This window comes from Mesorhizobium sp. M7A.F.Ca.CA.004.04.2.1 (assembly GCF_004022825.1).
In the GTDB taxonomy this organism is placed as follows: Bacteria; Pseudomonadota; Alphaproteobacteria; order Rhizobiales; family Rhizobiaceae; genus Mesorhizobium.
The window spans coordinates 1-4,013 of record NZ_RZPH01000554.1; the positions used below are offsets into that span (position 1 = coordinate 1).

General features: G+C 62.1%; 3 protein-coding genes and 1 pseudogene. 3 read left to right on the plus strand and 1 reads right to left on the minus strand.

Annotated elements, in window-relative coordinates; all coding sequences use genetic code 11:
• Positions 1-211: 211 nt before the first annotated feature.
• Positions 212-1,219 (plus strand): metalloregulator ArsR/SmtB family transcription factor, encoded by a 1,008-nt coding sequence (locus tag EN893_RS22405; RefSeq protein ID WP_023813166.1) that lies wholly within the window; start codon positions 212-214, stop codon positions 1,217-1,219.
• On the plus strand, positions 1,219-2,136 hold the full coding sequence (metF, locus tag EN893_RS22410) for a methylenetetrahydrofolate reductase [NAD(P)H] (RefSeq protein ID WP_023813165.1): 918 nt from the start codon (positions 1,219-1,221) through the stop codon (positions 2,134-2,136). The genes EN893_RS22405 and metF overlap by 1 nt, the downstream gene beginning before the upstream one ends.
• A gap of 474 nt (positions 2,137-2,610) precedes the next feature.
• Here metF and EN893_RS22415 read toward each other — a convergent pair whose 3' ends face one another.
• A complete protein-coding gene (locus tag EN893_RS22415) occupies positions 2,611-3,528 on the minus strand; it encodes a DMT family transporter (protein WP_127267192.1) in 918 nt (305 codons plus the stop codon).
• 200 nt (positions 3,529-3,728) lie between these two features.
• Between EN893_RS22415 and EN893_RS22420 the strand changes: the two are divergent.
• Positions 3,729-4,013, plus strand: a pseudogene (locus EN893_RS22420) (ornithine decarboxylase); the annotation flags it as partial.

A 4,013-nucleotide genomic window follows, 5' to 3' on the forward strand; every position in this document is an offset into this window, starting at 1 on the left:
ATCCCGCCATCAGGCGGCATCAAGGCCGGATCGTTCTCCAGCCTCTGCTCGCCTTCGCGCGCCTCGAACATCTCACGCGTTTCAGTCATGGTCCACGTCTCTTAAAACGCCACACAAGCGGCATTTTCTTGTCCGGAAGCGACATAGCGCTTGCAAGGTCGCTAAAATCGACATAAACATATGTTTATATCTTTTCAAAGAGAATACGCTGATGCATGTCTCGCTCGACACTATGGTGGATACGTTAAAGGCGGCGGCCGAATCCAGCCGATTGCGCATACTGGCACTTCTGTCGCGCGGTGACCTCACGGTTTCCGATCTTACCGAAATTCTCGGCCAGTCGCAGCCGCGCGTTTCGCGGCACCTGAAGCTGCTTCTGGAGGCCGGACTGATCGGCCGCTACCAGGAGGGGTCGTGGGCCTTCTTCCGCCTGTCGGATGCGGATTCCGCGCGGGACTTCGTCATGGGGCTGGTTTCCGGCATTCGCGGCGCCGATCCGCAGGTCGAGCGCGATCTTGAGCGTCTGGCCTCGGTCAAGCGCAAGCGGCAGGACCGGGCGGTCGCGTATTTTTCCGTGAATGCGGCAAGCTGGGACCATATCCGATCGCTGCATGTGCCGGACCGCGCCGTCGAAGCCGCAATGCTGAAACTGGTCGGCAAGCGGCCGTTCCAGTCGATGCTCGATCTCGGCACCGGCACCGGGCGGCTGCTTGAAATCTTCTCGCCGCTTTATCGGCGTGGTGTCGGCATCGACATGTCGCGCGAGATGCTGACCGTGGCGCGCGCCAATCTGGACAAGGCAGGCGTTTCGAACGCGCAGGTTCGGCAGGGCGACATCTTCGCACCGCCGGTCGAGCGCGATGCCTTCGATCTCGTCACCATCCATCAGGTGCTGCACTATCTCGACGATCCCGCCCGTGCCATCCACGAGGCGGCGCGGCTTTTGCGTCCGGCCGGACGCCTGGTCATCGTCGATTTCGCGCCGCATGCGCTGGAATTCCTGCGTGAGGAACACGCGCATATGCGGCTCGGCTTTTCCGACCGGCAGATCGCCGACTGGTTTTCGGAAGCCGGCCTCGATCTTGAAGACAGTCAGGAATTCGAGCCGCGTGGCGGCAACGAGGCCAGGCTCACCGTAAAACTCTGGCTTGGCCGCGACCGGCGCCTCTTGATCGCCGATCCTTCCAACGACACAAGGCAGATAAGGGAAACCGCCTGATGAACCAGTTCCGCTTTTCCCGCCGCCCCGACATTGGCGACAAGGTCAGGGTTTCCTTCGAATTCTTCCCGCCGAAGACCGACGAGATGGAAGCGAGGCTGTGGGAGACGGTGACGAGGCTGGAGCCGTTGAAGCCGAAATTCGTCTCGGTGACCTACGGCGCCGGCGGCTCGACGCGAGAGCGCACCGCGCGCACTGTAAAGCGCATCCTGACGGAAACCGGTATTCCTGCAGCGGCGCATCTGACCTGTGTCGGGGCAACGCGCGACGAGGTCGACGCGGTCATCCAGGATTACAAATCGATCGGCATCAACCGGTTCGTGGCGCTGCGCGGCGACCCGGCCTCCGGCGTCGGCGGACCGTATCGGCCGCATCCCGGTGGCTACGAGAACGGCGCGGAACTGGTCGCCGGGCTCAAGGCGATTGCTGATTTCGACATCTCCGTCGCGGCTTATCCGGAAAAACATCCGCAAAGCCCCGATTTCGCCACCGACATCGAGATGCTGAAGCGCAAAGTCGACAATGGCGCGACGCGTGCCATCACTCAGTTCTTTTTCGACAACGATCTCTACGAGCGCTATGTCGAGCGCGTCCGCCGCGCCGGCATCTACATCCCGATCGTGCCGGGTATCCAGCCGGTTCACAGTTTCAAGCAGGTCGCGAACTTTTCCGCGAGGGCGGGCGCGCATGTGCCCGGCTGGCTGGCGGAGCGTTTCGAAGGCCTCGACCGGGACCCGCAGACGCATGCGCTGGTGGCGTCGGCGGTGGCGGCCGAACAGGTGATGGACCTTGTCGAGCGCGGTGTCGGCGATTTCCACTTCTACACCATGAACCGCGCCGATCTGGTCTTTGCCATCTGTCATATGATCGGCATCCGCTCGCACGAGGCGGCGGCCGCCGGATCAGCTGCGGCATGAGAGTGGGTTGAACGACAAAAGGCCGGGAAAAACCCGGCCTTTTGAATTGGTTGGACTATTTGGGTGCTGGTCTTCCCCGCTTTGGCGGTCAGGGAAGGAAGCCCATAATAAGGGCTCCGATAAAGGCGAACGCAGCACAGATCATCAATGCGTTGATAGGCCTCGTAAGTCCCATGACATAGCCTCCTCTTAAAGAGCTATGTCACGGAGTCTAGGTTCATTTGTGCCACAGGCAAGCGGAAAATGTGCTGCATTGCGACGTGATTGTGAAATCCGCGACATGTCTTTTGCCGTTAGGCTTTGAAACTCCTAAGCAAAAACCGGCTTCAGGCCTGTGAATAAAATGTGGCCGACTCGTGTCGCTGCCGTGTCATGGCAGCGCTACCGCTGCGGAAGCCGAATTCAACTTTCGCGATGCGGGGGGCAATTGGGTGGTTAGAGCATCCTTTGCGCGTCCAGTGGACGCGCGGCGCTCTAACGTCGGCCGAACAACCGCCCGTCAATGGTGACGAGGCCGAGCGCGATCAGCACCACGCCGCCGATTTCGAACAGTTCCAGCCGCTCGCCAAGGAACAGGAAGCCGAGCAGCATCGCGCTGGCCGGTACGACAAGCGTGACCAGCGAGGCATTGGTGGCGCCGGCCGAGGCGACGAGGTTGAAATAGAGGATGTAGGCGAAGGCGGTCGACAGCAGCGCCAGTGCCAGCACCGCCGCCCAGACCGGCGGCGAGGCCGAGAACAGGCCGGATGGACCGTAGGTGAAGAGCACGATCGGGATCATGATGATGGTCGATGCCGTCAACTGTCCGGTGGCGATGATCGGCGAGGGCACGCCCCTGAAGCGGCGGGCAACCATCAGCGCGACGGCATAGGACAGCGAAGCCCCGATCAGCGCGAATTTGGCCCAGACCGAGCCGCCGAGCCCGGCAAGCAGGCCGGGGCCGATCATGACAGCCGTGCCGGCGATGCCGAGCGCAATGCCGGCGAGCTTGTTCCAGGACAGCTTTTCGTCCGATGTCAGCGCGTTGGCGAGGATCAACGTCCAGAACGGCGTTGTCGCGTTGAGCACCGAGGCGATGCCGGCTCCGAGCTCCGTCTGGCCGGCGAAGATCAGCGAGAAGGGCACGACATTGTTGGTGAGCGCCAGCAGGAAGAACAGGCCGGCATGCGGAAGCGCGAGGCGAAAGGACGGGCCACGCAGACCGAGATAGATCTGCAGCGCAATCGCGGCAATGGCGACGCGAAACAGCACCAGCACCAGCGGGGGGAGCTCCGCCACCGCGATGCGCGCGAAGAAGAACGAGCCGCCCCAGATCGCGCCGAGCAGCAGGAGTTGCCCCCAATCCTTGAGCACCATCGGCCCGCGTGGTGCGGATGTCGCGGCCATTGCCATGTGAGTCGCCCTCCCAGACGTATGCCAGTCAGGCAGAAGCCATATCCGGTTCGGCGACAAGGGCCACCCGAAACGTGATTGATGGCAAACGCCTGCCGCCAAGACCTAGCGCCCCAGCGTCAGCCGTACGAGACACAGAATTGTTTTCATTAGCCGCTAGCTTGGATTAATTGTGCGCAGGCTAGATCAAGGATTCGTCGATGCAGCGATTCGAGAATGCCCGCGAGGCGGCACTGGCGCTTCGCCCGGACGATCCGGTCTATTGCTTCCGCCCGCAGGTGCTGATGGCGGATGCCAGGCAGTTCATGGGCATGTTCCCGGGCAAGACCGCCTATGCGGTCAAGACCAATGGCGAGCAGATCGTGCTGAAGACCCTGGTCGAAGCCGGCGTCAAGGCTTTCGACGTCGCGTCGCCGGGCGAGTTCGCTGCCGTGCGTGCCGTCTCTCCCGATGCCGAGATGCTCTACATGCATCCGGTCAAGGCG

What these genes read in the sequence shown, in the direction of transcription:
- EN893_RS22405 (WP_023813166.1), top strand. Translation starts at nt 212, where the DNA reads ATGCATGTCTCGCTCGACACTATGGTGGATACGTTAAAGGCGGCGGCC.
- metF (WP_023813165.1), top strand. Translation starts at nt 1,219, where the DNA reads ATGAACCAGTTCCGCTTTTCCCGCCGCCCCGACATTGGCGACAAGGTC.
- EN893_RS22415 (WP_127267192.1), bottom strand. Translation starts at nt 3,528, where the DNA reads ATGGCAATGGCCGCGACATCCGCACCACGCGGGCCGATGGTGCTCAAG.